This window comes from Streptomyces sp. NBC_01497 (genome assembly GCF_036250695.1).
In the GTDB taxonomy this organism is placed as follows: domain Bacteria; phylum Actinomycetota; class Actinomycetes; order Streptomycetales; family Streptomycetaceae; genus Streptomyces.
Window position 1 is genome coordinate 1,662,601 of sequence record NZ_CP109427.1, and the last position, 22,245, is coordinate 1,684,845.

15 protein-coding genes are annotated in these 22,245 nt (G+C 68.6%); 4 read left to right on the forward strand and 11 right to left on the reverse strand.

The window, feature by feature from the left end; translation table 11 throughout:
• Positions 1-218 precede the first annotated feature (218 nt).
• Positions 219-953, forward strand: coding sequence for an SDR family NAD(P)-dependent oxidoreductase (locus OG310_RS07125; RefSeq protein ID WP_329455027.1), 735 nt, complete (start codon positions 219-221; stop codon positions 951-953).
• A 219-nt stretch (positions 954-1,172) separates the two neighbouring features.
• The gene (locus tag OG310_RS07130) at positions 1,173-1,796 is read left to right on the forward strand and encodes an NADPH-dependent F420 reductase (protein ID WP_329455028.1); all 624 of its coding nucleotides are present in this window, start codon (positions 1,173-1,175) and stop codon (positions 1,794-1,796) included.
• A gap of 359 nt (positions 1,797-2,155) precedes the next feature.
• On the opposite strand, the gene OG310_RS07135 is transcribed toward OG310_RS07130, so the two are convergent.
• Both OG310_RS07135 and OG310_RS07140 read right to left on the reverse strand, forming a co-directional pair.
• On the reverse strand, positions 2,156-4,840 hold the full coding sequence (locus OG310_RS07135; RefSeq protein ID WP_329455029.1) for a glycoside hydrolase family 2 protein: 2,685 nt from the start codon (positions 4,838-4,840) through the stop codon (positions 2,156-2,158).
• Between the two features lie 1,249 nt (positions 4,841-6,089).
• On the reverse strand, positions 6,090-7,274 hold the full coding sequence (locus OG310_RS07140) for a hypothetical protein (RefSeq protein WP_329455030.1): 1,185 nt from the start codon (positions 7,272-7,274) through the stop codon (positions 6,090-6,092).
• A gap of 112 nt (positions 7,275-7,386) precedes the next feature.
• Here OG310_RS07140 and OG310_RS07145 point away from each other — a divergent pair, with 112 nt between their 5' ends.
• Both OG310_RS07145 and OG310_RS07150 read left to right on the forward strand, forming a co-directional pair.
• Complete coding sequence (locus tag OG310_RS07145; RefSeq protein ID WP_329455031.1) at positions 7,387-7,767, forward strand: NTP pyrophosphohydrolase; 381 nt, start codon at positions 7,387-7,389, stop codon at positions 7,765-7,767.
• Between the two features lie 2 nt (positions 7,768-7,769).
• Entirely contained in the window at positions 7,770-8,591 is an 822-nt protein-coding gene (locus OG310_RS07150; protein WP_329455032.1) for an RluA family pseudouridine synthase, read from the forward strand.
• A 120-nt stretch (positions 8,592-8,711) separates the two neighbouring features.
• Here the strand turns inward: OG310_RS07150 and OG310_RS07155 are convergent, their stop codons facing one another.
• The 9 genes from OG310_RS07155 to ngcE all read right to left on the reverse strand — a co-directional run bounded on the left by OG310_RS07155 (position 8,712) and on the right by ngcE (position 21,251).
• Positions 8,712-10,253 carry an amino acid permease gene (locus tag OG310_RS07155; protein ID WP_329455033.1) on the reverse strand — a complete coding sequence of 514 codons (1,542 nt, stop codon included), beginning with the start codon at positions 10,251-10,253 and terminating at the stop codon, positions 8,712-8,714.
• Between the two features lie 254 nt (positions 10,254-10,507).
• Complete coding sequence (dxs, locus tag OG310_RS07160; protein WP_329455034.1) at positions 10,508-12,421, reverse strand: 1-deoxy-D-xylulose-5-phosphate synthase; 1,914 nt, start codon at positions 12,419-12,421, stop codon at positions 10,508-10,510.
• Between the two features lie 444 nt (positions 12,422-12,865).
• The gene (locus tag OG310_RS07165; RefSeq protein ID WP_329455035.1) at positions 12,866-14,155 is read right to left on the reverse strand and encodes a sugar ABC transporter permease; all 1,290 of its coding nucleotides are present in this window, start codon (positions 14,153-14,155) and stop codon (positions 12,866-12,868) included.
• A complete protein-coding gene (locus tag OG310_RS07170) occupies positions 14,152-14,940 on the reverse strand; it encodes an ATP-binding cassette domain-containing protein (protein ID WP_329455036.1) in 789 nt (262 codons plus the stop codon). The genes OG310_RS07165 and OG310_RS07170 overlap by 4 nt, the downstream gene beginning before the upstream one ends.
• A gap of 223 nt (positions 14,941-15,163) precedes the next feature.
• On the reverse strand, positions 15,164-16,270 hold the full coding sequence (locus tag OG310_RS07175; RefSeq protein ID WP_329460060.1) for a substrate-binding domain-containing protein: 1,107 nt from the start codon (positions 16,268-16,270) through the stop codon (positions 15,164-15,166).
• A gap of 134 nt (positions 16,271-16,404) precedes the next feature.
• On the reverse strand, positions 16,405-17,604 hold the full coding sequence (locus OG310_RS07180; protein ID WP_329455037.1) for an ROK family transcriptional regulator: 1,200 nt from the start codon (positions 17,602-17,604) through the stop codon (positions 16,405-16,407).
• A gap of 216 nt (positions 17,605-17,820) precedes the next feature.
• Entirely contained in the window at positions 17,821-18,741 is a 921-nt protein-coding gene (locus OG310_RS07185; protein WP_443078569.1) for a carbohydrate ABC transporter permease, read from the reverse strand.
• Positions 18,741-19,664, reverse strand: a complete 924-nt coding sequence (locus OG310_RS07190) for a carbohydrate ABC transporter permease (protein ID WP_329455038.1) — start codon at positions 19,662-19,664, stop codon at positions 18,741-18,743. The genes OG310_RS07185 and OG310_RS07190 overlap by 1 nt, the downstream gene beginning before the upstream one ends.
• 138 nt (positions 19,665-19,802) lie before the next feature.
• A complete protein-coding gene (gene ngcE, locus OG310_RS07195; protein ID WP_329455039.1) occupies positions 19,803-21,251 on the reverse strand; it encodes an N-acetylglucosamine/diacetylchitobiose ABC transporter substrate-binding protein in 1,449 nt (482 codons plus the stop codon).
• Positions 21,252-22,245 lie beyond the last annotated feature (994 nt).

Consider the following 22,245-nt stretch of genomic DNA (forward strand, 5'->3'; position numbering starts at 1 on the left):
GTCGCGATGGCGGAGATCTCGCACCGTAGGAGCGGTCCCGCTGGTCATCGGTGCGCCATGACACGCACGCCGTGGCGCGCGGGGCGCTCGACGGAGTCGGTACTGATCGGTGTACTTAGCTTGCGCCCAGGCCAGTCCTCGCCTACGTTAAGTACACAGTTTGGTGTACGTACAAGAACCGAACTGTTTCGGATACCCATCAACGCAACGGAGTGATCGTGGGAAAGCTCGATGGCAAGGTAGCGGTGATCACCGGCGGATCCACCGGCATGGCACTGGCCGGCGCCAAGCTGTTCGTCGAGGAGGGCGCGCACGTCTTCATCCAGGCCCGGCGGCAGGAAGCACTGGACGACGCCGTCAAGCTGATCGGCCGCAACGTCACCGCCGTCCAGGGTGACGCGGCCGAACTGGAGGACCTGGACCGCTTGTACGACACCGTCAGGCGGGAAAAGGGCTCGATCGACGTGCTGTGGGCCAGCGCCGGGATGGGCGAGCCCGCCGTCCTCGGCGAGATCACCGAGGAACAGTTCCACCACGCCTTCTGGCTCAACGCGCGCGGCACCCTGTTCACCGTGCAGAAGGCACTGCCGCTGATCAACGACAACGGCTCGATCCTCATGACCGGATCCAACGCCTCCCTCGGCGCCTTCCCCGGCTGGAGCCTCTACGCGGGAAGCAAAGCCGTCCAGCAGGCCTGGGCCCGCGTCTGGCTCAACGAACTGCGCGACCGCAAGATCCGCGTCAACGTCCTGACCCCCGGCCAGGTCGCCACCGCCAAACAGGAGGAACTGTTCGACGAGGCGACCAAGGCCGCATTCGAATCCCTCATCCCCCGCGGGGAGATGGGCCGCCCCGAAGAAATCGCCACCGTCGCCCTGTTCCTCGCCTCCGACGACTCCAGCTACGTCAACGGCCTGGAACTGGTCGCCGACGGCGGCACCACCGCCGTCTGAACCACACATCAGCAGGGCCATGGAGGAAACCCGGGCACCTGGCCCCTCCTTTTTGCAAGGGCGGCGGGTTCACGCATCCCGATCCACCGGCGGTGGACGAGCCGGAGGTGCCGGGAAAGGCACGGCAGTCGGCCGGAGACGTCGCGGCCGGCGCCCCGCGCCCGACCCGGTACGAACGAGACAGAGCGACACTCCGAGAGCAGGAAGAGAGCACACCTCATGAGCAGCATCACCCTCATCGGGACGGGGAACATGGCCCGTACCATCGGCACACTCGCGGTGGCGGGCGGCAACACCGTCGAGGTCATGGGACGCGATCAGTCCAAGGCGGAGGACCTGGCCAAGGCTCTGGGCGGCGGCGCGACGACGGGCACGTGGGGCGCCGTCCCGGCCGGGGACATCGTCATCACGGCCCTGTTGTACGACGGTGTCGTTCCGGTCGTCGCCGAGTACCAGGACGCCCTCGCGGGCAAGGTCATCGTCGACATCAGCAACCCCTTCAACGCCACGTTCGACGGACTGGCCCACACCGAGGAGACCTCGATCGCGCAGGAAGTCGCCAAGGTGGCCCCGGCCGGCGCCGGCGTGGTGAAGGCGTTCAACACCGTCTTCCGTCATGTCCTGGAGAAGGGCCGGCCCGACGTCTTCATCGCCGGCGACGATGCGCGGGCCAAGGCGAGCGTGGCTGCATTCGTCGAGAGCCTCGGGCTGCGCCCGCTGGATGTCGGCGGCCTGAAAATGGCGCACTGGCTGGAAGGACTGGGCCTGGTCACCGTGGGCCTCGCGGGCAACGGGGTCGGCCACGGGGACTTCGCCCTCGGCGTCCACGAACTCACCGGCTGAGCTCCTGGGGCCGAGCAGTCGGCGAACAGGGCACAGTGCGCCCTGACAAGGGTTGATGGATGGCGTGCAGAAGCTCGGCGCCGTCCCGCATGACGCGTCCGCGCCACCGGACGTGACGAACTGGCGGGCAGGCCCTCGGACTTCGCGATGCGCTCCGCGGGTGCCGATCGCATCGGGGACGGTACGGCCGGGGCAGGTGTCCACGGCGATCGCGACGGGGTGTCCCGCGCGAGCCGCCGTGCCTCAAGCGGCCGGGGTGGATGCCACAGCGCACCCGACCCCGACCCCGACCCGGCGAACGCCGTCCGCCCACCTGCGGCAACCGGCAAGGCGTCGCTCAGCTGCTTCCGGACTGCCGCCTACACCCCGAACGTCTTCTGGGCAGGGCTCGTCGCCAGGGCGTTCTTGTTGAAGACGACCTGCACCCCGTTACCCCGCACGGTGGACTTCGCTGTGTCGAGTTTCCATCCGTCGATGCGGATCGCAAGGTCCTTCCTCAGGTCGCGGGTCATCCCCGGAACAACGACCTTCACCTGCGTGGTCCCTCCGGGCACGATGTTGAGGTAGTTGTCGCTGTAGAACACGGGAAGAACGCGCTCGCCCGTCTTCTTGTCGAAGACCTGCAGGTGCGTCATCAGCGCGACGGAGCTGCCCGTGTTCTTCGCGATGACGGTGAGCTCCGTCTGTTCCTTGTCGATGTCCCGGGCCGATGCCGAGACCGAGATGACGGCCGGCTGCATGGTGTCGAGGTCGGTATAGGTGCTGTCGCCGGCCGACTTGTCGTACCAGTAGAAGTTCTCGGCGGTGACGGCCGCGTGCGCGTCGCTGAGCGTGAGGCGCACGAAGCACACAGCCGTGGACGCCGCGTCGATCTTCGATGACAGGTTCGCGATCGTCTTGCGGGACGCCGCATCCACGCCGCTCACGGCCACCACGGTGGAGCTGCTCAGGCCGCCGTCGAGGTTGAAGATCTCGGCGGTGACCTTGCCGCCGATCCGTTGAGCGGTGTGGTTGGCGAGGACCAGGTCGCGTGTGGAGGCGTCCATGATGACGTTGAGCCGACGGCAGCCGTGCTGGACGGCGAAGAACGACGAGTGTGCTTCGAGGTCGTGGCTGTACATCTGCCAGACGAAGCTCGGCTGCGCCGGGTTCGACATCCACATGATCACGCCGGAGGCGGGGTCCGGGAGCGATGTCGAGCTCGGACCGAGCATCATCGAGGAAGGGGCCTCGTAGATGGCCTTGATGCATTCGTAGTTCATCAGCTGCGACTTGCGGGCGAAGTCGGGCAGGTTAAGCACTTCGCCGTAACGGCGTTCGGTGAGGGCGATGTATCCCGCGCCGCCGCCGTTCCCGCCGTTCCCGTTGACGTCGCGATCGGCCCAGTAGTCATCCGGCTTCTCCCACGACGACTCGGGGAGCATCGCCTGGATGAATTCGAGCGTGGGGATCGAGTAGGAACCGATCTCGTTGCGGAACGGGTTCGACTGCGTGGACCTGGTGCGGGCCAGGGAGAACTCGGAGCTGGGCGTCTCCCACTGATAGGGCCCTCCCGAGGAGAAGCCCTTGATCGCGTTCGCTCCCGTATCGCCCGCCGAGCTGGTCAGGCTGACTCGTTTCGGGTCCAGTTCCTGTACCAACTGGTCGAGGGCTGCGACCAGTTCCGGCGGCGGGGCCTTCTCGTTCCCGCCGCACCACAGCAGAATCGAGGCGTGGTTGCGGTAATTGATGATGCAGTCGCGGATGTTGTCGATATCGCGCTGGATGTTGCCGGCGGCCGGGCCCTCGGACGAGAAGAAGAACTCCTGCCACACCAGGATCCCGTACTCGTCGCAGGCGGCGAAGAAGTCCTCGGTCGTGCTCTGCCCGTTCCAGTTGCGGATGAGGTTGAGATTGGCGTCCCGGTGCAGTCGTACCTGGTTGCGCAGCCGTTCCCGCGGGGTCCGCTTCAGGCCCTCGTCCAGCCCCCAGTTCCCTCCCATCACCAGAATGGGCAGATCGTTGACCTTGATGCGCAGTTGCTGGTCGGCGTCGACGTACTCGATGCGCCGCACGCCGAACCTGAGCTCACGCTCGTCCGACAGGGAGCCGTCGGCCTGGACCGCCAACTGGAGGGTGTAGAGGTAGGGCTCGCCGTAGCCGTTCGGCCACCAGAGCCTGGGGGCGTCAAGCCTGAGCCCCGCGACGTCGGCGGAGGTCAGGGTCACCGACGTCGTACCGGGTGGGACGGTGCTCTTGTGCTGGATCCTGGTCTTGTCGATCGATCCGCTCACGGTGGCGAGCACCGCCGTGTCGGACGCGTTGTGGTACGTGAGGGTGAGCCGGATCTCCGCGCTGCGCAGGTCGTCGCTCAGTGTGGTGTCGACCGACACGTCCTCAAGGCGTACCGCACCGGTGGTGAACCAGGAGGCAGGCTGCCAGATACCCATGTCACGGTCCGGAATGGTCGGCAACCAGTCCCATCCGGCAGTGCAGAAGAACGACGGCCCGTTCTTCAGGGTGACACCCGTGGCGCCACCATTGCGACGGCCCCGGGTCACCCCGCTCGCGTAGCTCGGCAACGAGGGAGGGTCGGTGAAATCGAGTTTGCCGATCCGCACGGCCAGGTAGGCCGTGCGGCCTGCCGGGGAGTGATCTCCCTGGCCTGCGGCGATCAGGTCGGTCACGTCAAAGATGCCACGATGGAACGCCCCCTCGATGGTCCCGACCGACGTCCCGTTGAGCCAGATCCGCGCGCTGTAGCTGATGCCGTCGAAGCGCAGCCAGAAACGCTGTCCTGGTGCCGGTTCGGGCACATCGAACGCGGTTCGGTACCAGTAGTCGGTGTCCTTGAGGGTGTCCGGCACCGTGTCGGTGACGATCTTCCCGTAAAAGGGGTCGGGATAGGTGCCGTTCTTGATCATGCTGGTGAGCGGTGTGCCGGGGACGACCGCGGGCGCCATCGTCTTCACGGCGGTACTGCTTGCCAGTTGTTCGCCGCTCGTCGCGGGAATTTCGTTGGTGGCCTGAAAGGTCCAGGATCCTTCGATGAGCTCGCCGCTCACGAGTCCGTGCCTCTGCACACGATCGACCAGCGGAGCGGCAGCCGGCTGGGCCTGCGCCGCCACGGGGTCGCCGGCGACAGCCAGGACGCCGCCTCCTACGGCAGCCACTCCACCTGACAAGAACTTCCGTCGGTCGATCCCACTCATCGCCATCCCTCTCGTGACTGTTACGCCGGAGCCGTCAAGAACATGAATGCGGGGAAGCGCCGGTCCTCCTCATGCCCACGCGGACGGGACAGGACCCGATGGCCCGCGTTCCTGCATGATTGACCCGATCACCGTTGCCGGTTCACCAGGCGCCAATGCCTCGATAACGGACAAGAACCACGTTGTCGACAACGTTGTCATCCGATCTGAAAGACTGGCACGTGCCCCAGAGCGCGTCAAGCGCCCGGACTCAACTGTCCTCCTCGTGACGGCGGTTGCCTCGTCGCGAGAAGCCCCGCCCCTGGCGTCTCCATCCTCTCCGCAAAGCCTGCCGCGACACGCTCAGCGGCAGTGATGACCACCGGTCAGACGTGCGGGCCGCAACGACTTTGCCCGCCCCGCAACGGCGGACTCCCATGCTCGGAGCGCGAGTTGAGTCCTCGGCACCCGCTCCGGAGAAGAGCCCCCGGGCCGACGTGTCTGGGCTCTGTCGCTGCCCGACCCCGGCGCGGCACCCGCACCCGCACCCGCACCCGCACCCGCACCCGCACCCGCACCCGACGGATCAAGGGCCCCAGCAAGCCGGTGGAGTTGGAGGACGCGCGGGATCAATCCCTCCACGCGTTAAGGGCGGCCTGCTTCCGGCGGTCCGTGGGCGCCGCCAACCCCTGACTGCCGCCCCGCTCCGGCAGCCGCTCAGCGCGCGGCACTGCCGAGGCGGAACAGCCACACCGGCAACAGCGTGATGGGGCCGACACCGGCCAGGCGCGTGCCGCACCGCTCGACCGGTCACCGATCCACACCGGATCGATCCCCGTGCCGCCTACGCATCCCACGTGTCAGGCAGCCGCTCCGAACATCGCCCGGGCCAGAGCAGGGCGGAGGGCGGTGACGAGGGGAAAAGGCGCGGCAGAAACCGGCGGATGCTTGCTGCACCACACGTGACGGATGCTCGTTCGGCCCAGCCGCCACCCGTGGCCGGCCTTCGGGGCGCCGGTCAGCAGCCCTCACCAACTCGTCGGCGTAGAGGCGGGATCGGCCGCGGGGCCCGCATCCGGGCAGTGGCGGCCGGGTGCGTTCGGCGGTTCCGGTCCCGGTCGGGTCAGGCCGGTTTCACCCCGGTCCAGGCCTCCAGGGCCAGGCCCTCTTCCCGCTTCTGCCGGGTGACGCGCAGGCGCCCGTCCTCGCCGATCGCCCCGAGCGCGACCCTGCCCGCACCGTCCAGGGCCAGCGCCGGCACTCCCCGGCACGGTTCGCCGGAGGAGACCCAGGTGACGCCGGCCTCCTCGTCCTCGGTCGGATAGGCGGCGAGCACCGGGCGGCCGTCCTGGCCCTGCCCGGCGAGGATCGTGCAGTCGACACCGTCCACCGGGGTGCGCACGACGGACAGCGCGCCGGTGCCGGGGCCGCCGAGGTCCACCGGGTCCGCACCGGGGCGCCAGGCGTGGACGCGGGTCGTGGCGCCGTCCCGCCAGAAGTACGTGATCCGGCCGGGGCCCGTGGCGTGCGAGGAGAGCGTGCCGGGCGACACGTGTACCGCCGGTTCCTGGTCCTCGACGCGCGTGAACCCCGCGTTGTTCTTCTCGCGCCGCCAGTGCAGAACGCGGCCGGCCGCGGGGCCGAGGATCTCGATGACGCCGTCGTCACGGAGCGCCGTGTGCACCTGGCCGGTGACGGGCGTGCCCTCGACGCTCGCGCGCTCCCAGCCCTCGAAGCGGCCCTTCGGGTTCTGCTGCCGGTAGGAGATACGGCCTTCCGCGTTCTGCACGTACACGTGCAGGCTGTTCTCGGTGTCCGCGAGCAGCGAGGGCGGACCCATCCGCGCGGCCTTGGTGTGGTCCCGGTAGGGGCTGCCGATGGACTGCCAGTCGCGCAGCGGCCGGCCGGTCTGGTACTGGATCGCGTGCAGCAGGTCGATCGGCGGCTTGCCGCCGTCGGGGGCGGGGCGGCGGCGGATCGCCACGAGGTGCACGTACCCCTCGCCCGTCCGGGTGAGCGCCATGCTCAGCACGGTGCCCACGGAGGGCACCGGCAGCCGGTCCGGGCCCGTCCAGTGCGGTGTGCCGGCCGACGTCTCCGTCCACCGAACGGCGCTGTCGTCCGTCTGCGCGTACGCGGTGAGCCGGCCGTCCTTGCCCCGTACCAGCCAACTGCCGCCGACCGGCCTCGGGATGTCGCCGGGGCGCGCGGGCGCGCCGCGCACCCTCGTCCTCGGGGCGGGCCCGGCGGCCGGGCCACCGTCCCCGTCGTCCGCTCTCTTCGACGTCCGTACGGACCGCAGCGCCATGGCTCGCCGCCACCACCTTCCCGGGCTCACCGCCTCCCCGCCGGGGGCGGGGGTTACGAATCAGCCGATCCTACCCACGGCCGGCCACGGAGTGTTGTGCGAGGCTGTCGGGGTGCGGACCTTGCTGATTGTCGACGGTGCGAACGTGGTCGGTTCCGTCCCCGACGGGTGGTGGCGCGACCGGCGTGGCGCGGCGGAGCGCCTGCGCGACGCGTTGGCGGCGGCCGCCGTCGAGGAGCACGGTGTGCCCGGCCACCCGGGCCCCCTCACGACGGTGCTGGTGGTGGAGGGCGCGGCACGCGGTGTGGAGTCGGTGCCCGGGGTACGGGTGGAGTCGGCGCCCGGCAGCGGTGACGACCTGATCGTGGAGCTGGCCGCCGCGGCCGGCGCCGAGGGCCGCCCCTGCCTGGTGGCCACGGCGGACCGGGAGTTGCTGCGGCGGGTGGCGGAGCACGGGGCCGGAGGGGTCGGGCCGCGCAGCGTACGCTACTGACCATGGGCACGACCGACTGGAATTGGCACGATCTCCGGAGTTCTTCGCTTCTCGTCGAGGACGCGGCGATTCTCGCTCTCGACAAACCGTCCGGAATTTCCGTGATGGGTGAGCGGCACGACACGGACATCGTGGAACTGGCGCAGGAATCCGGCGAACAGCTGTATCCCGTGCACCGCATCGACAAGGCCACGTCGGGCGTCATCCTGTTCGCGAAGGACCTCTCACGGCACGGTGGTCTGACCCGGCAGTTCAACAAGCGCACGGTCGACAAGGCGTATCTGGTGGTGACGGAGACCGTCGGGCTGCCCGAGGAGGGCACGATCGAGCTGCCGTTGAGCGCCGGCCGCAAGGGCCGTATCCGTATCGCCGCGCAACGCGAGGCCATTCGTGCGGACCGGACGGAAAGCACGCAAGAGGGCGGCGGCGCGCAGAAGGAACACGGCCGGTGGTGGGTGGCGGACGAGGATCTCCTGGACACGCGCAGATATCCGTCCACGACGCTCTTTCGCCGGGTGTACGAGGGGGCGCGGCATTCGCTGCTCGTGGTGCGCCCGGTGACGGGGCGCCGCCATCAGATCCGGGTGCACCTCGCCTGGATCGGCCATCCGGTGCTCGGGGATCCGCTGTTCGACAAGGCGGCCGCGCAGACGGGTGCCCGGACGTATCTGCATTCGTGGCGGCTCGGCTTCGACGCGGACTGGCTGGACGGTGAGCGGCTCGCGCTTCAGGCCGCGCCGGCAGCGGAGTTCTTCGACCCGCTGGCGGGCGAGTTGAGCCCCGAGGAGGCACGGGCACTGCTCGCGGACGTCCGGGTGCCCTGAGCGGGCGCGGCGTCCGGCCCGCGGCGGCTCTCCCGGGACGACGCCGGGGGCGGGGAGCCCGCGGGCGGTGATCCGGGGCCCCGGGCCGTGGACCCGCCCCGCGGACCCGTGAGGGGCCCGTCAGGCGCGCGGGGCCGTGCCGCTGTCCTGGCCGGGCGCGGGCGGCCGCTCGCCGCCTGCCCGGCTGTGCCGGATCCCGTACAGGAAGTAGATGACGAAGCCGACGGCCATCCAGATCGCGAACCGCAGCCATGTCTCCGCGGTCAGGTTCAGCATCAGCCACAGCGAGGCGGCGACGGACGCGATCGGCACCCACGGCACCAGCGGGGTGCGGAACGACCGGGGCAGGTCGGGACGGGTGCGCCGCAGGATGATCACGCCGATGGCGACGACGACGAAGGCCGAGAGCGTGCCGATGTTGACGAGGTTGGCGAGCTCCGAGATGGACGTGAACCCGGCGACGGCCGCGACGAGGACACCGAGCAGGATCGTCGTCCGGTAGGGGGTGCCGAAGCGCGGGTGGACCTGCGAGAAGACCTTCGGCAGCAGGCCGTCGCGGCTCATCGCGAAGAAGACCCGGCTCTGCCCGAGCAGCAGGATCATGCAGACCGAGGTCAGCCCGACGGCGGCGCCGAAGCTGATGACGCCGGACCAGAAGGGGTGTCCGGTGGCCTTGAAGGCGTCGGACAGCGGGGCGTCCACGGACAGCTCGGTGTACTTCTGCATGCCGGTGACGACGATGGACACCGCGACGTACAGCAGGGTGCAGATGAACAGCGAGGCGAGGATGCCGCGCGGCACGTCGCGCTGGGGTCTGAGGGTCTCCTCCGCCGCCGTCGCGACGATGTCGAAGCCGATGAAGGCGAAGAAGACGATCGCGGCGGCGCTGAAGATGCCGAAGATGCCGAAGTTGCCGGGGGTGAAGCCCGCCATCAGCTGGATGAGCGGAGCGTTGAGGCCGCTGATCCCCGAGGAGTGCACCGTCGGCGGGATGAACGGCGTGTAGTTGGAGCCGGTGATCAGGAAGGCGCCGACGATGATGACGATCAGGACCACCACGATCTTCACCGCGACGATGACATTGGTGATCATCGACGAGAGCCGCATGCCGATGACGAGGATGCCCGTCAGGACGAGGATGAGGAAGCAGGCGAGCACGTCGAACCCGAAGTGCCCGCCGTGCGTGCCGGTCAGCCCCGACGGCATGTTCCAGCCCGCGTTGCTGAGGAAGGACTGGATGTACCCGGACCAGCCGACGGCGACGACCGCGGCCCCGAGGGCCAGTTCGAGGATGAGGTCCCAGCCGATGATCCAGGCGGGCAGTTCCCCGAGGGAGGCGTAGGAGAAGGTGTAGGCGGATCCGGCGACCGGCACCGTCGAGGCGAACTCGGCGTAGCACAGGGCGGCGAGCGCGCACACGATGCCGGAGACGACGAACGCGAGGGCCGTCGCGGGACCCGCGTTCTCCTTGGCCACCTGACCGGTCAGGACGAAGATGCCGGTCCCGATGATGACGCCGACGCCGAAGACGGTGAGGTCGAGCGCGGAGAGCGACTTCCTGAGCCGGTGGTCGGGCTCCTCGGTGTCCCTGATGGACTGCTCGACCGATTTGGTGCGGAACAGAGCGTGTCGTGTCCCTGGCGTGCCACCTTGAGTACTCACGTACGTCCTTCCCTGTGCGCGTCCAACCCGGCAATGATCGAGAGGGCCGGGCGCGTCGCCTAACAGGAAGAAGGAATTTCACACGTTCGGACCGGTCGGACCACCCGTACGGGAGTCCGGCCGGCCCGAAGCCGTACGCGGGGTCGAACAGCGTCCGCACGGGCGGCCCGTCCGAGGTGGTGCGGGCCGGCGGATTCCGCGTGCGGGCGCGGGCGCCGTGGCACCGGCGCCCGCACGCGGGCCGTGGGGCCCGGTCAGTCGCGGGCGACCTCCCGCGTGTCCAGCAGCTTGCCGTCGAGACGGGAGACGAGACCGGTGACCTGACGGGCGATGTCGGGCGCCGTCAGTCCGAACTCGGCCATGAGCTCCTTGCGCGACGCGTGCGGGAGGAACCGCTCGGGGATGCCGAAGTCCCGCAGCGGCATGTCCACGCCGGAGTCCCGGAGCGCCTGCGCGATCGAGGCGCCGACGCCGCCGGTGCGGATGTTGTCCTCGACCGTGATCACGACGCGGTGGCGCTCCGCGAGGGGGACCATCTCCTCGTCGACGGGCTTGACCCAGCGCGGGTCGACGACCGTGCTCGAAATGCCCTGCTTGTCCAGAAGGTCGGCAATCTCCAGGCACATCGGCGCGAGGGCGCCCACCGAGACCAGCAGCACGTCCGCCGGGTCCGAGGTGGCGGGCCGGCGCAGGACGTCCATGCCGCCGATCCGGCCGACGGCCGCGACGGCGGGCCCGACCGCGCCCTTCGAGTACCGCACCACGGTCGGCGCGTCCTCGACCTGCACGGCCTCGCGCAGCTGGGAGCGGACCTGGTCGGCGTCGCGCGGGGCGGCGATCCTGATGCCCGGCACGATCTGGAGCATCGACATGTCCCACATGCCGTTGTGCGTCGGACCGTCGGTGCCCGTCACGCCGGCCCGGTCGAGCGCGAAGGTCACACCGCAGCGGTGCAGTGCCACATCCATCAGGACCTGGTCGAAGGCGCGGTTGAGGAAGGTCGCGTAGACGGCGAAGACGGGGTGCAGCCCACCCGTGGCGAGGCCGGCGGCGGAGACCGCGCCGTGCTGCTCGGCGATCCCGACGTCGTAGACCCGGTCGGGGAACGCCTCGGCGAACTTGGTCAGGCCGGTGGGGTGCAGCATCGAGGCCGTGATCGCGACGATGTCGTCCCGCTCCTGACCGAGCTTGAGCATTTCCTCACCGAAGACGGACGTCCAGTCGGCGCCGCCCGCCGAGATCGGCAGACCCGTGTCGGGGTGGATCGGACCGATGCCGTGGAAGCGGTCGGTCGGGTCCTGCTCGGCCGGGGTGTAGCCGCGGCCCTTCTCCGTGATGCAGTGCACGATGACCGGGCCGCCGAAGCGTTTCGCCCGCAGCAACGCGGATTCGACGGCCTCGACGTCGTGGCCGTCGATGGGGCCCATGTACTTCAGGCCGAGGTCCTCGAACATGCCCTGCGGGGCGACGAAGTCCTTCAGGCCCTTCTTGGCGCCGTGCAGCGTCTCGTACAGCGGCCTGCCCACGACGGGCGTGCGCTCCAGGAGGTCCTTGCCACGGGCGAGGAAGCGCTCGTAGCCGTCCGAGATGCGCAGGGTGGCGAGGTGGTTGGCGAGGCCGCCGGTGGTGCGCGCGTAGGACCACTCGTTGTCGTTGACGACGATGACGAGGGGGCGGTCCTTGGCGGCGGCGATGTTGTTCAGCGCCTCCCAGGCCATGCCGCCGGTCAGCGCGCCGTCGCCGATGACGGCGACCACGCTGTTGTCCTTCTTCAGGACGCGGTTGGCCTTGGCGAGCCCGTCGGCCCAGCCGAGGACGGTGGAGGCGTGCGAGTTCTCGATCACGTCGTGCTCGGACTCGGCGCGGGACGGGTAGCCGGAGAGGCCGCCCTTGCGCTTCAGCTTCGTGAAGTCCTGGCGCCCCGTGAGGAGCTTGTGCACGTACGCCTGGTGCCCGGTGTCGAACAGGATCCGGTCGTTCGGGGAGTCGTACACCCGGTGGAGGGCGATGGTCAGTTCCACGACGCCCAGATTGGGCCCGAGGTGGCCGCCGGTCTTGGAGACCGCGTCGACGAGGAACGTCCTGATCTCGCCCGCGAGCTGCCTGAGCTGCTCGGGGTCGAGTCGGTCCAGATCCCGCGGTCCCTTGATGTGCGTCAGCAACGGCACCCGTGCCTCCTTGCGATTGAGCCGGTCGAGCTCTGCCGATCCGCTGATTCTAATGTTCCGCCCGCGGCGGCGTTCGTCGGGCCGCGTGTTTGTGTGTCACACCATCGGCTGCGAACCAGCGGATCCCCTTGTGGCTTGACTGACCTTGTGCATAGCCGTACGACCCAAGGGAACCGGGGTTCTCCGGGCCCTGGCCGGGCTCGGCGGTCCGGAAGGTCGTCGGCGACACGAACATCCATACAGGTGCGATCCGAACGTGTGGCCGGTCACGGCAGGAGGGCCGGGCCGCGGTACTCCACCACGGGAGGCGCGGGCCGCCCGCACTCCACGCGCCGGGCGCGGGACCGCGCCCGGCAGGGGCGGCACCCACTGGGGGGCCACTGCCCGCGGACGCAAGCGTGCCCGGTACCTGGAAGGCACCGGGCACGGCTTGCGGGAGAGCGGTCAGGCGCGACCCGCGCTCCGCTGCGTCTTCCTGGTGATGGCGTCGATGACCACGGTGGCCAGCAGGACGGCGCCGGTGACCATGGACACGATGGGCGCGGCCACGCCCTGGATGCCCAGGCCCACCTGGATGGAGATGATCACGAGCACACCGAGCAGGGCGTTCCACGTACGGCCCCGGCCACCGAAGAGGCTGGTGCCGCCGATGACGGCCGCGGCGATGGAGTTCATGAGCAGGTTGCCCGCGCCGGCGCCCTGGTTGGCGGCGGCGATCTGGGAGGCCAGGAACAGGCCGCCGAGCGCCGCGAAGCCACCGGAGATCATGAAGACCGAGATCCGGATCCAGGTCACGTTGATACCGGCACGGCGCGACGCCTCGACGCTGCCGCCGAGCGCGAAGATCTTGCGGCCGTAGGTGGTCCTGCGGAGCACGAAGTCCGTGATGACCAGCAGGCCGATGAAGATCACGACGGCCAGCGGAAGGCCCTTGTACTGGTTGAAGATGATCGCGACACCGAAGGCGGCGATGGCGACCAGGACCGTACGCAGGATGGTGTCGGCCAGCGGACGGGCCGGCACGCCGGCGCGCTGCCTGCTGCGGTTCTGCGAGAAGGAGGCCCAGAAGTACACGACCACGGCCACGAGGGCCAGGACGTAGGCCGCCGCCACGTCACTGAAGAAGTAGTTCTCCAGCTTGTAGACGACGTTGTCGTTCGGGATGTTGATGGTGCCGGACGGGCCGAGCACCTGCAACATCAGGCCGCTCCAGAAGAGCAGACCGGCCAGCGTCACGGCGAAGGCCGGGACGCCGATGCGCGCGAAGAAGAAGCCGTGGATGGCACCCGCGACGGCGCCGGAGGCCAGCGCGATGATCAGCGCCAGGATGCTGTTCATTCCGTGCGTGATGCCGAGCACCGCGAAGATCGCGCTCGCCAGACCGCTGACGGAACCGACGGAGAGGTCGATCTCACCGAGCAGCAGGACGAAGACGATGCCGGTGGCTATCAGCCCCGTACCGCTCATCTGCACGAGGATGTCGGTGATGTTTCCCGCGCCGAGGAAGCTGGAGTTCAGGCTGGTGAAGATCACGCCGATCAGGATCAGACCGACGATGACCGGGATGGAGCCCAGTTCACCGGCCTTGATCTTGCGCTTGAACTCCGTGACGTATCCGCCGAAACCCTGCTCCTGGACGAGGAGCCGGGGGTCGACCGCCGTGACGGCGCCCTCGGCGGCCTCCGGCGCGTCGACGGCCCGGTGCCGCGGCGCCGAGGTCTTGTCGATGCTCACTTCTGAACCTCCGCGGTACGGGACGCGCGCCGGGTCACAGCGTTGTCCGTGGCGCCGGTGATGGCGGCGATGATGTCTTCCTGCGAGGTGGTCCTGACGTCGAAGACGCCGTTGTTGCCACCGAGGCGGAGAACCGCGACCCGGTCGGCGACGGCCTTGACGTCCGCCATGTTGTGGCTGATGAGGAGGACCGCGAGGCCGCGCGAGCGCAGGCGCTCCACGAGGTCGAGCACCTGGGCGGTCTGCTCCACACCGAGAGCCGCCGTGGGCTCGTCGAGGATGACGAGCTTGGGCTCACCGAGCATCGAGCGGGCGATCGCCACGACCTGGCGCTGACCGCCGGAGAGCGAGGCGATCGGAATGCGCACGCTCGGGATGCGGATCGAGAGCGAGTCGAGCAGCTCGCGCGAGCGGCGCTCCATCTCGACCTCGTTGAGCACGCCCCAGCGGCGGATCTCCCGGCCGAGGAACAGGTTGCCCACGACGTCGATGTTGTCGGCGAGCGACAGGTCCTGGTAGACGGTCGCGATACCCAGGTGCTGGGCATCCTGCGGCCGGTCGACCGAGACCTGGCGTCCCTCCCACTCGATGACGCCTTCGTCGATGGGATGCACGCCGGCGATCGTCTTGACCAGCGTGGACTTTCCGGCTCCGTTGTCGCCCACCAGGGCGACCACCTCACCGGCGTGGATCTCCAGGTCGACGTCGGTGAGCGCCTGGACGGCACCGAATCGCTTGAAGACCCCTCGCAACGCCAGCACGGGCGTAGCGGTCACGTGAACCATCTCCTTCGCCGCCTGACCGGCGGGGATGCCGCGCCGGGGGTGTGGCGCGGAGGTCGAGCAGAACATGCGGAAGCCCACCGCCGGAGAGCGGCGGCAGGAGGTGAAGAGTTCCGTCCGGCGCCCCGCCGCTTCTGCTTGCGGGGCGTGGTCGAGCGGGGCGCCGGACAGGTCTTCACAGGAGTGGAACGGGCGGAGGTCCCTCGATCGGGCCCTCCGCTGCCGCCTACTCCAGGCCGTCGGCCTTGCAGGCCGCGAGGTACGTGGGGGTGCAGATGTCGGACAGCTTGTAGATGTTGTCCTTGAGGACCGTGTCCTTGATGTTGGACTTGGTCAGGGAGACCACCGGGATGATCTTGGTGGGGATGCCCTTGTTGGTGTTGCTGTCGCTCTTGTCCGCGGCGATGGTGTCCACGGACTTGCCCTGCGCCAGCGCGACGGCCATCTGGCCGGCGACGGACGCCTCTTCCGGGTACGACTTGTAGATGCTCATGAACTGCGTGCCGTCGAGGATGCGCTGCACGCCGGTCAGAGTCGAGTCCTGGCCGGTGACCGGGACCTTCTTCGGGTCGATGCTGGCCTGCTTCATCGCCTGGATGATGGCGCCGGCCATGTCGTCGTTGGCGGAGTAGACGCCGACGATCTTCTTCGCACCGAGGGCCTGGATCGCGGCCGCCATGTTGGCGTTGGCGTTGTTCGGGTCCCAGTCCTGCGTGTCGTACTTCTTGCCGATCGTCGTGGCCTTCTGCAGGATCGGCAGCGCGCCGGCCTTGAAGAGCGCGGCGTTCGGGTCCGTGATGGCACCGTTCATCATCACGATGCTGCCGGCCTTGGCCTTCGAGCCGAGCTGCTTGACCAGGGCGTTCGCCTGCACCCGGCCGACTTCGGTGTTGTCGAAGGAGGTGTAGGCGTCGATCGGGCCGTCCGCGAGGCGGTCGTAGGCCACCACGGGGATGCCGGCGTCCTTGGCCTTCTGGACCGAGGCGGCGATCGACTTCGAGTCCACCGCGTCCAGGATGATCACGTCGACCTTGCGGGTGATCAGCGTGGACATCTGCTGGGTCTGGGTCGTCGCGTCCTGCTGCGCGTTCTCGTAGACGACCTTGCCCTTGCCGTTGGTGAGGTCGGAGATCCGCTTGGTGATGAGCGGCCTGTCCAGCGACTCGTAACGCGCGGTCTTGTTCTCCGGGAGAAGCAGGCCCACCGTGATGTTGTCCGAGTCGGACTTCTTCTTGGGGGCGCTGTCGCTGCCGCTGGACTGCTTGGCACTGCCGCACGCGGCGAGGAGAACAGCCATGCCGGTGGCGGACGCGGCTACCGCAGCACGACGCATCGATGCGTTCACGTTGAAAAACCTCCCTGACGAGGCCGCGTCGCTGCGGCCGAGGTGGCAGGAAGTCAACTCGGCCAAACGGGCGACGTCAAGGAGTAAATCCTTAACGAGATGACAACGGTGCCATTCGTTATCTAAGTGAAGGCAGGTGTGGTGCTCGGGAGGGCGCTCTCCAGCAAGGTCGAATCGCCCATTTCGTTGAGTACGAGCGCCAGCGCGCCGAGCACCTCGGCCCGGCCTCCCAGGGCTCCCGGGAGCACCGAGAGTTGGCGCGCCGCGCTCGGGATGGCGTACCGCGAGACGGACTCCCGGATCGGCGCGAGCACCAGTTCCCCAGCCTCCGCCAGATCGCCTCCCAGCACCACCCTGGAGGGGTTCAGAAGGTTGCACAGATTGGCGACGCCGCTGCCGACGTGCCGGCCCACGTCGGCCACCACCCTGCGGCACCCGGGGTCGCCCTCGCGGGCCAACTGGACGACCCGCTCCATCGTCAGGTCGCTGCCGTGGCTGGGCTGCAGGAGGGGCAGGACGTACCGGGCGGCGGTGAAGGTCTCCAGGCATCCGCGGTTGCCGCAGCGGCACACCGGGCCCGCCTCGTCCAGGGTGATGTGCCCGATCTCCCCCGCCGTGCCACCGGGCCCGCGGTAGATCCGGCCCGCGATGACGAGGCCCGCCCCGACACCGCTCGCGACCTTGATGTACGCCAGGTCGCGCACGCCCCGGCCGCTGCCCCACACCATCTCGCCGAGCGCGCCGAGATTGGCATCGTTGTCCACGTACACCGGCACCCCGAGGCGGGCGGCGAGCTCGTCGCTCGGGTTGATCCCGGTCCACCCCGGCAGTATCGCCGTGGAGCCGAGCGTGCCCGATTCGACGTCGATGGGGCCCGGCACGCCGAGCCCGACGCCGACGACCTTCTTACGGTCGATCCCGGTGGTCACGATCAGGCGTTCGACCAGGGTCTCCGCCCGCCCGAAGCCGTCCGCGTACGACGCGTCGACGTCCAGTGGCTCGGACTCCTCGGCCAGGACCTGATGGGCCAGGTTGCCCACCGCCACGCGCAGGTGGGTGTGGCCGAAGTCGACGCCGAGCACGATGCCGGCCTCGGGGCTCAGCGACACGCTGCGGGCCCTGCGCCCGCCCGCCGAGGTCGGGGTGACCTCGACCGTGCCGCCCTCCTTCAGCTCCCGGACGATGTTGGACACCGTGGCTGCGGACAGACCGGTGCCCCTGGCGATCTCGGCCTGCGTCAGCGAACCGGCCATACGCACCGCGCGTACGACCCGTTCGAGGTTGGCCCGGTGCAGCGACGACTGCGACCCCGGAGTCTCCACGGCTCATCCACTCCTGCCCTGGCAGACGGCACGACGACCGTCTCCCGGCGGGGCCGCGTCACTGAGACCCCGACGTATCTCCAACTTGTGAACTCTTACCTCAGCCTTTGGGGCCACCTCCCGTCAAGACCTTGAGCGACGCTCGTCCGGACGAAACACCCGATACACGAAGAAACGCCCGCCGACAATCTCCGGCGGGCGTCTCCGCGCCTGACGTTATTTCAACGCGCCCGCGGTCAGCCCGGCGACCACCTGGCGCTGGAAGACGATGTACGCGGCGAGCACCGGCAGCATCGCCATCACCAGACCGGCGAACAGGCCCGAGTAGTCGCCCTTGTAGCCCTGGCTCGTGGCGAGTTCGACCAGGCCCTGCGAGAGCACCTTGTGGTCGGGGTTGGTGTTCAGCACCGTCGGCAGCAGGTACTGGTTCCACTGGCCCAGGAAGTTGAAGATCCCGACACTGATCAGCCCGGGCTTCGCCATGGGGAGCATGACCTGGAAGAACGTACGCGTGTGGGACGCGCCGTCGATGATCGCCGCCTCCGCCACCGACGTGGGCAACGTCTTGAAGAAGGAGGTCAGGAAGAAGACCGTGAACGGCAGCGAGTACGCGATGTAGACCAGGATCAGCCCCTGCATCGTGTTGAGCAGGGTCAGGTTCTGCATCACGTAGAACAGCGGCACCAGCGCGAGGATGACGGGGAAGCTCATCCCGCCGATGAACAGGAAGTAGATGAACCTGTTGCCGGGGAAGTCGAACCGCGCCAGCACGTACGCCGCCATCGAACCCAGCAGCAGCGTGCCGAACAGCGAACACGCCACCACGATCACGGTGTTGAGGAAGTAGTCGCTCATGTGCGCCTGGTTCCAGGCGCGCGACCAGTTCTCGAAGTGCAGGTGGTTCGGCAGCGCCCAGGGAGATGTGAAGATCGACTTGTCGTCCTTGAAGGACGTCATGACGGCCCACAGGAGCGGCATCACGACCAGGATCGCCCAGATGACCAGCATGCCGTGGGAGAAGACGTTCAGCACCCCGCCGGTCTTCTTCTCACGGCCCGCACCAGCGGGCGCGGGCTTCGCCTCGGGGACGTGCGGCGGCACGGTCTCGGCGGGCTGGGGAGAGGTGTCAGTGCTCATCAGTACTCCAGCCGTTCGCGTCGGCCCAGGCGCAGGACCCCGCCGGCGAACAGCAGGGTGACAATCAGGAGGGCCACGCCGATCGCGGTCGCGTAACCGGCCTGGCCGTCGCGGAACGCCTTCTGGTAGACGTACAGACTCAGGACGTTGGTGGAATCGGCGGGTCCGCCGGGGCCCACCGTCATGATCTGGGTGACCGCGAACGACTCGGCGCCGAGCGCCAGTACGCCCATGTAGACCCAGCCGGACTGGACGGTGTCCCACAGCAGGGGCAGCGTGATCCGGAAGAACGTGGTGGCGCGGCCCGCACCGTCGAGCAGGGCCGCCTCGTAGAAGTCCTTCGGGATGGACGACATGCCCGCGGAGAACAGCACCACGAAGAAGCCGACCTGGCTCCACATCAGGACGGCCATCACGCACCACAGCGCGAGCCCGGGGTCACCCAGCCATTCCGGCTGCACGCTGCCCAGGCCGATCGCGCTCAGGAAGGCGTTGAGCGCTCCGCTGTCGGGGTTGTAGAGGAACTGGAAGAGCAGGGCCACGATCGCGATGGACAGCACCTGCGGGAAGAAGTAGACGATCTTGTAGAACGGGGCGCCCTGGACCCCGGAGACCGCGGCACCCTTCTTCCTGCGGCCGCCCACGTTCAGCATGAACGACAGGAACAGCGCGATGGCCAGCACCACCACGGGCAGCACCAGCACGTAGATCACGCTGTGCCTGAGCGACGCCCAGAACGTGGGGTCGTGCATCATCCGTTGGTAGTTGTCCAGCCCCGTCACCGAGAACTGGGGGCTCAGGCCGGTCCAGTTGGTGAACGAGTAGTAGATCGACTGGATGAACGGCCAGATGACGAAGATGGCGTACAACGCCAGGGGGACGATCAAGAACCCCACGATGAACCGGTACTTGCCGTGCTGCATGTCTCCCGACCCCGAATCCTCGGCGGCCCGCCATGGCGGGCCGCCGTGCCGACCGGGCGTGTGCCGGCCGACAGGCGTGACCGGCGCGGACGGCCGGGGCGCCCGGAGTTCGGGGCGCCGCCGGCCGTCCGTTCCGCCCTACTGGTGCTTGTAGTGGGTGATGGACGAGTCCTTGGCCGCCGCGTCGGAGAACTCCTGGCACTTCTTGACGCACTCGGCCGGGGTCATCCGGCCGGCCATCATCTCGCCGAGCGCGCCGACACCGATCTTCTGCTTCTCCAGGTCGACGTACCAGTCCTGGAGGCGGGGGTTGAGCACGTTCGGCCCGGCCTTCGTCAAGGCGTCGACGCCGGACTGCAGGGCGCTCGTGAGCGTGAGCCCGTCGGTGCCGCCGTTGAAGGAGCTGAGCGACTTCACCTTCTGCGTGAAGTTGCGCGAGGAGCCCTCGCTGAGCATGATCCGCAGCTGCTCCATGCCACCGAGCGGGTTCTTCGCCTTCGCCGGGACGATGTAGGGCTCACCGCCGGCCGCCCAGATGGTGCCGAACGGCATCTTGTCGCTCGAGTCGAGGCTGGAGGGCGCCGAGACCTTCATCTGGAAGTCCTTGGGCGTGGTCTTCGCCGCCTCGTTCTCCACCCAGGAGCCGTTGGGGATGAACAGCGCCTTGTACTGCGTCCACGCGGTCTGCGACTGGATGTGGTCGAGACCCGGGGTGCCCTTGAGGATGTACCCCTTGGCGTAGAGCTCGTAGTACGCCTCGAAGGCCGCCTTCACGGCGGGCGCCTTCCAGCAGTTCGGCTCCAGGTTGTCGATCGCGTCCAGGACCTCCCGGCCGCCGATCTTGCCGATGAAGGGGAACAGCGAGAAGGGCACGTAGTACGGGTACTTGCCCGCGTACGTCCAGCCCGCCACGCCCTTCTTCTTGGCCTTGGCGCACAGCGCCAGCATGTCGTCCCAGTTCTCCGGGTACTGCGCGTCGAAGCGGTCGAGCGCCGTCTGGGAGTACCAGACGCCGTAGACCGTGTACGCGTAGTTCATGACGTACATCGGCTTGCCGTTGAACTGGCCCATCTCCAGGACGCCGGGCCGCAGGGTGTCGCGGACCTTCTTGGACGGGTCGTCGTAGGACGGCGCGTCCATCAGCGCCGTCAGGTCGGCGAGTTGCTTCTGGCCGACGAGGACACCCATGTCCATCTGCTCGGCGCCGGAGTTGTCGATCAGGTCCGGCGGGGTGCCGCCGTTGAAGCGCGGCTGGAGCTGGGTCTGGATCTTCTGGGTCGCCGTCAGGGTGACCTTGGCCTTCGGGAAGGCCTTGTTGTACAGGACATTGGCGTCCTTGGCGTACTCGGTACCGAAGCCCCCGTCGAAGATGACGAAGTCGAGGGGGCTGGTCGCGTTCACCCCGAGCGGGTTCTTGGCCGTCGTCTTCGCCTTGCTCGGCTTGGTGGTGTCGTCGCTCCCGCCGCCGCTCGCGCAGGCACTCAGGAAGCTCACCGCCGGTATGCCGACCAGGCCGAGCGCCGCTGACCGCTTGATCACATCGCGGCGGCCAAGGCCCCCGTCGTTCTGAGCGGAGGTGGATCCCATGCTCAAGTCCTCGCCTTCTACAGGACTCAGGCGGTGTGCCGGCCGGCCGTCCTTCTCGTCTGAGGCGAAGGCCCCGCCACCGCGGGTATACGAAGCTGGTCGTGCTGCGTGGTTGGTACTGCGTGATGGTGAATGGTCGCGTACGGATCACTGTGAGAACGGTGCGGCCTGCCCAGCAGATACGGGCAGAGCCCTCCCGTTCGTCTCCCCCTGGTCCGGTCTGCAACAGGAAAAACTCCAGGGCGGACGCCGACAGGTATAGTCCACTTCCCGCCGGGTGAGCAAGATCGAAACCCAACTTGGACGGCAGTCTTTCCCTATTTGAGACCTCGCGGAAATGTGGGCACATTGCCGAACGATTCAGCGCACAACAACAACGGAATTACCCGTTCCGGCGCATTTTCCGCCTGCAACACCCTTGACACGCGCGGACCCTGGGGTCCCGGCCGGGCCTCGGACGCCCGTCCGGCAACGGGCCCCCGGACGGTATGCCGAACGCTCGCCGACAGGTCAAATCATCGCACAGCACACCCAAAGCACCGCCAAAGCGTGCCCGGACGGAGAGAAAGGGAAAGAAGCGGGCATCTGCGTACCGAAGGGCTCTCCCGTCGACTGCGGACGGCTTCCTTCCGGGACATTTCGGCGACGGGAATTACGGTCCGCTTCGCGACCGGGAATTGACCGGAAAAGCGACCGGTTCCGTCCTCGTGCGGGTTCCCGGGTGCGGCGCCGCCCACCGCCGGGGGCCGCACGCGACGGGCGCTCCCGGGGGCCGGGGAAAGGCCACTCGACCCCTCCCATCAGCCCGGACACCGATCACGCCGGTCCGTGCGCGGACCCCGGCGGCCCGGCCCGGGACCACGGAGCGCGCACCAGGAGCCGACGCGGAAAGGGCCGCAAGCGACGACTCCCCCGGCCTCTCCTCTCGGCTCTCGGCGGCGGACGGCAGCGGCGCGCGGCGCCCGCACGGGGTGCCGGTCGAGCGCCGGCCACC

Coding starts and splice junctions, on each gene's coding strand:
- ngcE (WP_329455039.1), bottom strand. CDS start 21,251: ATGGGATCCACCTCCGCTCAGAACGACGGGGGCCTTGGCCGCCGCGAT.
- OG310_RS07170 (WP_329455036.1), bottom strand. CDS start 14,940: ATGGTTCACGTGACCGCTACGCCCGTGCTGGCGTTGCGAGGGGTCTTC.
- OG310_RS07185 (WP_443078569.1), bottom strand. CDS start 18,741: ATGAGCACTGACACCTCTCCCCAGCCCGCCGAGACCGTGCCGCCGCAC.
- OG310_RS07175 (WP_329460060.1), bottom strand. CDS start 16,270: ATGCGTCGTGCTGCGGTAGCCGCGTCCGCCACCGGCATGGCTGTTCTC.
- OG310_RS07140 (WP_329455030.1), bottom strand. CDS start 7,274: ATGGCGCTGCGGTCCGTACGGACGTCGAAGAGAGCGGACGACGGGGAC.
- OG310_RS07190 (WP_329455038.1), bottom strand. CDS start 19,664: ATGCAGCACGGCAAGTACCGGTTCATCGTGGGGTTCTTGATCGTCCCC.
- OG310_RS07130 (WP_329455028.1), top strand. CDS start 1,173: ATGAGCAGCATCACCCTCATCGGGACGGGGAACATGGCCCGTACCATC.
- OG310_RS07150 (WP_329455032.1), top strand. CDS start 7,770: ATGGGCACGACCGACTGGAATTGGCACGATCTCCGGAGTTCTTCGCTT.